Annotated in this window: 5 protein-coding genes and 1 pseudogene; all 6 read right to left on the bottom strand. The window is 51.8% G+C overall.

Annotated features, from left to right (window positions below):
* Positions 1-596: PAS domain-containing protein (locus ACYC56_RS11525; RefSeq protein WP_461374327.1), on the bottom strand; the 596-nt coding region annotated here is incomplete at its 3' end.
* 209 nt (positions 597-805) lie between these two features.
* The gene (locus ACYC56_RS11520) at positions 806-3,160 is read right to left on the bottom strand and encodes a heavy metal translocating P-type ATPase (protein WP_461374326.1); all 2,355 of its coding nucleotides are present in this window, start codon (positions 3,158-3,160) and stop codon (positions 806-808) included.
* Positions 3,161-3,196: 36 nt separating this feature from the next.
* Positions 3,197-3,499: an ATP-binding cassette domain-containing protein gene (locus tag ACYC56_RS11515; protein WP_461374325.1), complete on the bottom strand. Its 303-nt coding sequence runs from the start codon at positions 3,497-3,499 to the stop codon at positions 3,197-3,199.
* Positions 3,500-3,683: 184 nt separating this feature from the next.
* Positions 3,684-3,935, bottom strand: a pseudogene (locus ACYC56_RS11510) (glycoside hydrolase family 65 protein); the annotation flags it as partial.
* Positions 3,936-4,005: 70 nt separating this feature from the next.
* Positions 4,006-4,977, bottom strand: a complete 972-nt coding sequence (locus ACYC56_RS11505) for an ATP-dependent 6-phosphofructokinase (RefSeq protein ID WP_461374324.1) — start codon at positions 4,975-4,977, stop codon at positions 4,006-4,008.
* A gap of 61 nt (positions 4,978-5,038) precedes the next feature.
* A partial coding sequence (locus ACYC56_RS11500; RefSeq protein WP_461374323.1) for a type II glyceraldehyde-3-phosphate dehydrogenase occupies positions 5,039-5,779 on the bottom strand: 741 nt, incomplete at its 5' end.

Below are 5,779 nucleotides of genomic sequence, written 5' to 3'. Positions count from 1 at the left end.
CATTTATCCCGCTGCTCACGCGGTATAAATGTATCGAACCAGTCTTTGCCGATAACCTCGTCTTTATCCCAACCTGTAAGGTTAAGAAGGAAGTCATTTACAAACGTTATTCTGCCCTGGATGTCTAAGCTTACAGCGATAAGTGGGACCTCTTCCAGCAAAGTGCGAAACCGCCGCTCAGATTCTTTAAGCTCCTCTTCTGCCTTTTTTCGCTCGGTAATATCTGTAAATGATGCCACCAGACCCACAACAGCACCTTTTTTATCGTGAAGGGGTGCGGCATTGGCTGATACAAGTACACGGGTTCCGTCGGGATGTTCGTGAATGTGCTTAAAGTTATATATCGGCTCTCCTGTCTGTATAACTTTGGAAAATGGGTGTTCTTCCTTGGGTATGGGTTTACCGTCTATTGTGGTTACTTTAAACGCCAGGTCGCTTTGGGGGCGCCCGATGATGTCCTTTCGAGCCAGGTCGAATATCGCCTCAGCTGCGGCATTTGCGAACACAATACGACCATCTTTATTCATGATAACGACGCCATCGGGGATAGTCTCAATTGCACGCTCCAATTGTTCTCTTGAGGCAACTTCTTCCAAGGCAGTCCTCCCCCGGCCGTTTGATACCTGTATACTAAATATTTTACCCAAAATACTCTTAAATTTTTCCGGTATAGAACTAATGCGCGAGCTATACGGTCACTGATACAAAGACTTGTCTTTAAGCAATCTACTTGAAATTAAAAACCGTTGGTAATACAAGCTAAAATTACAATGGGATATGAAAAGTGGCTGGGTATTAAATCTTCCTAACCTAAGCGCCTGGCCTGGCGGCTTAAGAGAAGCGAGTTTATCGTAACCGTAATTGTACTTGCCGACATCGCGATTGCCGCAACCTGCGGGCTTAGAAGCAAACCGGTGAACGGATAGAGGGCGCCTGCCGCAATTGGCAATGCAATCGCGTTATATCCAATCGCCCAGGCGATATTTTGCCTGATCTTACCCAAAACCAGATGGCCGAGGTGGATGGCCTTTACAACATCTCGGGGGTCGTTTCGCATGAGAACTATTGCACCGGACTCTATCGCCACGTCAGTTCCGGCCCCGATGGCGATTCCGAGATCAGCCTGAACAAGGGCGGGCGCGTCGTTAATACCGTCGCCCACCATTGCAACTAACCGTCCCTGGCCTTGCAGCTCTTTAACCTTCTCTGCTTTTTGGGCGGGCAATACCTCGGCAAAAACTTTATCAATACCGAGTTCTTTTGCTACCGCCTCGGCAGTGGCCTTGTTATCCCCGGTGATCATCGCTACTTCAATGCCCATATCATGCAGTTCTTTTATGGCTTGCCTGGATTCAGGTTTTATGCGGTCTGCAAGTCCAAGCACACCCTCCATATTGCCGTCCAGGATAACAAAGATCATTGTTTTATGTTCTTCTTCAAGCCGGCGGGATTCGGCCTCAACCCTTGAAATATCGATTTCCTCTTCCTTCATAAACCCAAGGTTGCCAACCATAACCTCATGGCCCTCGATCACGCCGGTTGCGCCACGTCCCGGAACTGCCTGATAATCTGAAACCGATGGCAGATCGGTTATCCCCCTTTTCTTGGCGGCGGCCACAATTGACCTGGCAATTGTATGTTCTGACCCCACCTCAAGCCCGGCAACAAGTCGCAACAGCTCATCGTGGCTCAGCCTGCCAACCGCAATAATATCTCGTACTTCAGGGCGACCTTCAGTAAGTGTTCCGGTTTTATCAAACAAAACGGTGTTGATACGAGCTGATCGCTCAAGCGCAAGGGCATTTTTCTCTAAGATGCCATTTCTTGCCCCGACACCGGTTCCAACCACTATAGCGATTGGGGTGGCGAGCGCTAAAGCATCCGGACAAGCGATAACAACCGTCGCTATGCCGGCCGTTAGGGCAAATATAAGCCCTTGGGTGCTAAAGCTAAGCCATATCAAAAATGCGAGCAATCCACCGCCAATGGCAACAGGCACCAGATAGGATGCCACCCGGTCGATAATGCGCTGTACCGGTGCTCTGGTTCTTTGGGCCGCCTCAACGAGGGCGATAATCTGGCTAAGTGTGGTATCTTCCCCGACTTTGGTCGCCCGCATCCTAAATGCACCCTCCTGGTTGATGGTTGCGCCAATTACCTCATCACCAGCTTTTTTAGAAACGGGGAGCGATTCACCCGTTATGGCGGACTCATCAACCGAGGTTTGGCCTTCTGAAATCATCCCATCAACCGGGACTTTTTCACCAGGGCGAACCAAGAGCAGGTCTCCCTTCTTAACATCTTCAACCGGAACCTGCCTCACTTCACCATCCACGATGAGATTGGCCGTTGGCGGTACGAGATCTAAAAGGGCTTTGATCGCCTCGTTGGTGCGACCGCGCGCCGCCATCTCAAGCCAGTGCCCCAGCAAAACAAAGGTTAAAAGCATGGTTGCCGCCTCATAAAAGGTCTCGCCGCCGAAGATAAAGGTCGCTGCTACGCTGTAAAGGTAGGCGGCGAGCACGGCAACCGAAACCAACGTGGCCATATTTGTCGTGCGTAGTTTTAAAGCACGCCAAGCTCCGGTAAAGAAAAACCACCCGCCGTAAAGCACGGCCGGTGTTGCAAAGATGAAATGAAAAAGGTTGCGGTCAATCGGTAGCGGTATCGTGCGGCCTATAATCGCCTCTCCAATTGGCGAGGTAAAAACAACGACCGCCGTTAAGATAGCCGTTACGATAAAGGCGTTTCTAAGTTGCTTTACCATCTCAGGACCATGCCCGGCATGTTCGGTCTCGAGGCCGTATTCTGATTGCCAGGCCGGAGCAACGTGGTTATGGACTTCATGCTTGTGCGCTTCGGGAGCTACTTGTGGTTCGATCTCCGTACTTCCCAGGTGGATGTGCCCATGAATCTCATGGCGAATCTCCTCGTCTGCTTCATCGACTATCTTCTTAAGTTGCTCCTCGGTAATGCCGGGTGGATTATAGGTAACAGTCGCAATCCTTTTTTCAAGGTCGACGTGTGCCGCTATAACGCTCGGCTGGGCAATCAGCCTTTTTTCAAAAAAAGTAGCATATTCCTGGTAATCGGGCACATGTTCGATGCTTAACTCGATTGTTCGTTCCTCTTTATGAGGATGGGCATGCTCGTGGCGCATTTTATCTTAATCACCTCAAGGGTTTATAACCTTAATTTAAGGTAATGAAAACTCCTTTTTCTCTTTTAGCCTGCCATCCTCAAGCCAGAGAACCCTATCCGCAATATCTACGATCCTCATATCATGGCTGACTATAACGACCGCGCGCCCTTGTTCTTTTGCTATCTTTCTCATAAGCTCCGCAACAAAGTGCCCGCTCTTCGAATCCAAATTCCCGGTCGGCTCGTCGGCAAGGATAAGCTGGGGGCTGTTTGCAACCGAGCGCGCAACGGCCACCCTCTGCTTTTCCCCTCCCGAAAGCTCGCTTGGGTAATGTTGCAGCCTTTCTCCAAGTCCCAATTCGGTTAACAACTCCTGAGCCCGTTTGCGCGCCGTCGCCCCGGATCGTGATCAATGCTGTCCGCCAGCGCTGGTCCCAGGCATCTACGTGTTTGCCTAAAAGCTCATCGATCTTCAGGTCGGTGAGCCCCTTAGCGTGTTCCCGTGCGGCCAGCGCAGGATGATCTGTCTCTCTCGAAGCATAGATTCGGGTAAATAACCAGTCCGGTGCTACAACCAGCTCTTCGATTGCATCAGCGCTCGTTTTATCATAAACGCCTGCTACCAGCGTGCCGGGGTCGGATACCGGCTCCTGCTCTTCAAGTGAACCACGGGTGCCGAGATAGCCGTTACCAACCGTGAACAACGATTCGATCTCCCGTTCTCGAAGAGGATTATATCCTTCCTCAATAAGAAGAAACGCGGGGTCCTGTGTTAGAGAAAATAGTTCCTTCATCCGCGTCCCTTTCATAAACAGAACCACGCTCTACCAGGCCGGCTACATCGATAACAGCAAAATCGACATGTTATGCTGCCAGCGTCCTACCCAGATGCCACATCTGCATGTCTAACGTCTTCTTACTGGAAACCACTTCCTCAAGCGATGTATACGCTACATGACCATCAACCCATCCAGTAAGCTGTCCGCTACCACCTCGCCTTAATTGCTGAACCGCCGCAGCACCCAGACGGGTGGCAAGAAGACGGTCGAAGGTGGTTGGCGCACCTCCTCGCTGTACATGGCCGAGTATCGTTACCCGCAATTCATACCCGATCTCTTGCCCGTGCTCTTTAAAATATTGTGAGATGGTCTCGGCATTGTTCTGAGCGCCATCGGTGACCACCACTAGAGCATATCGTTTACCACGCCCATGAGCTGAGCGCAGTTCTTTGGCCACGGTGGCCGGGTCTATCTCAAACTCGGGGGTAACGATCACCTCGGCCCCACCAGCAATACCGGCCATCAGCGCTAGGTACCCGTAATGCCGCCCCATTACTTCTATCAGAAAAGCGCGGTGATGCGATTCCGCGGTCGTTTTTATACTGTCTATCGATTCAATAATTATATTGAGCGCGGTATCAACGCCTATGGAAATATCGGTTCCGTAAAGGTCGTTGTCGATGGTTGAAGCGACACCCATAACCGGAAATCCGAGCTTAAACAGCGCATGCGCACCTTTTTGTGAGCCATTGCCGCCAACAACGATGAGGCCGCCTATATCACGCCGGCCCAGATTATCAATAGCCCTTCTCTGCGCGCCCTCAGTCCTGAACTCTTCGCTTCGGGCCGTACCCAGAAACGTTCCACCGAGCTGCAAAACACCGCTTACGTCACGAGCAGTTAGGGAGATCATATCGTCATTGATTAGACCCTCGTATCCCCTGCGAACACCGAACACTTCCAGCTCGGCATCGATGGCAATCCTGGTTACGGCACGCACGGCGGCGTTCATGCCGGGCGCATCGCCCCCACTGGTAACAACGGCTATACGTTTCATGTTTCTCTCCGCACAACTCTACCCATCACATAAGCGATAAAACGATGCTACACCGTCACCTCTACGCGATGCGCTTCTGCTCTGGGGACGGCTCGGCTTTCGTTGGCTCTTCAGACCCCTTGAAGCCCTCCTCCATGAATTCACGCTGCGCCTCCTCCAATGCCTTGCCCATCGCCACATGAACAGCCTCTTCCGGCATAGTTTTTGGCAGAAAGCTCTTTACTATGCCGAGCGCGCGATTTGTCTTCTCGATGGATTCTTGTCCGTTTTCGATAATGCCAGTCAAGGCGCGTATGGCATCGATGCTCTCAGGAATAGCAATCGCTTCATTATGAACCTGGAAGGAAAGGTAAACCTCACGCTCATCGGCAGCCAGCGCATCCTCCCATACGGCCACTTCCCACATGTCGTTGCGGGGCCGCTCGAGGTCGCGCATGAGTTCAATAACCGAGTTGAGCGCCACTAAACCGTTGCTTGAGCGGATAAAGACAATTCGAGGCTCCTCCCAGAGAGCATGACGCAGTTCATCAAGGCTCACGGGTCTTGTCGTCTCGACCATCGCAAAGTGCAGGTGGCTTAAGTTGTAGGGACCTGCTCCTGCAATCGTTGTAATGTCCAGTCCCGGGATTACTGTCTGGGCATCCGGGCCCTGGTGGCTCGGTACCTTTGTCTCGGGAATGGCGGTGTTTATCATCCCGTCCTTATGACTTTCCCAGGGGTCGGTTCCCCTGCGCATGAGGACAGCGCGGGCCCTCTTGATCCAGCCGCGCTTGTACAGCGCGTTTAACACTCGGCATAGACC

It is taken from the genome of Candidatus Aquicultor sp., from assembly GCF_054640775.1.
The sequence above is the reverse complement of the archived record's forward strand: the minus strand, read 5'-3'. Positions and strand labels throughout refer to the sequence as shown.

Excerpts from the sequence above, each read along its gene's own strand:
- ACYC56_RS11520 (WP_461374326.1), bottom strand. The coding sequence starts at position 3,160 with ATGCGCCACGAGCATGCCCATCCTCATAAAGAGGAACGAACAATCGAG.
- ACYC56_RS11505 (WP_461374324.1), bottom strand. The coding sequence starts at position 4,977 with ATGAAACGTATAGCCGTTGTTACCAGTGGGGGCGATGCGCCCGGCATG.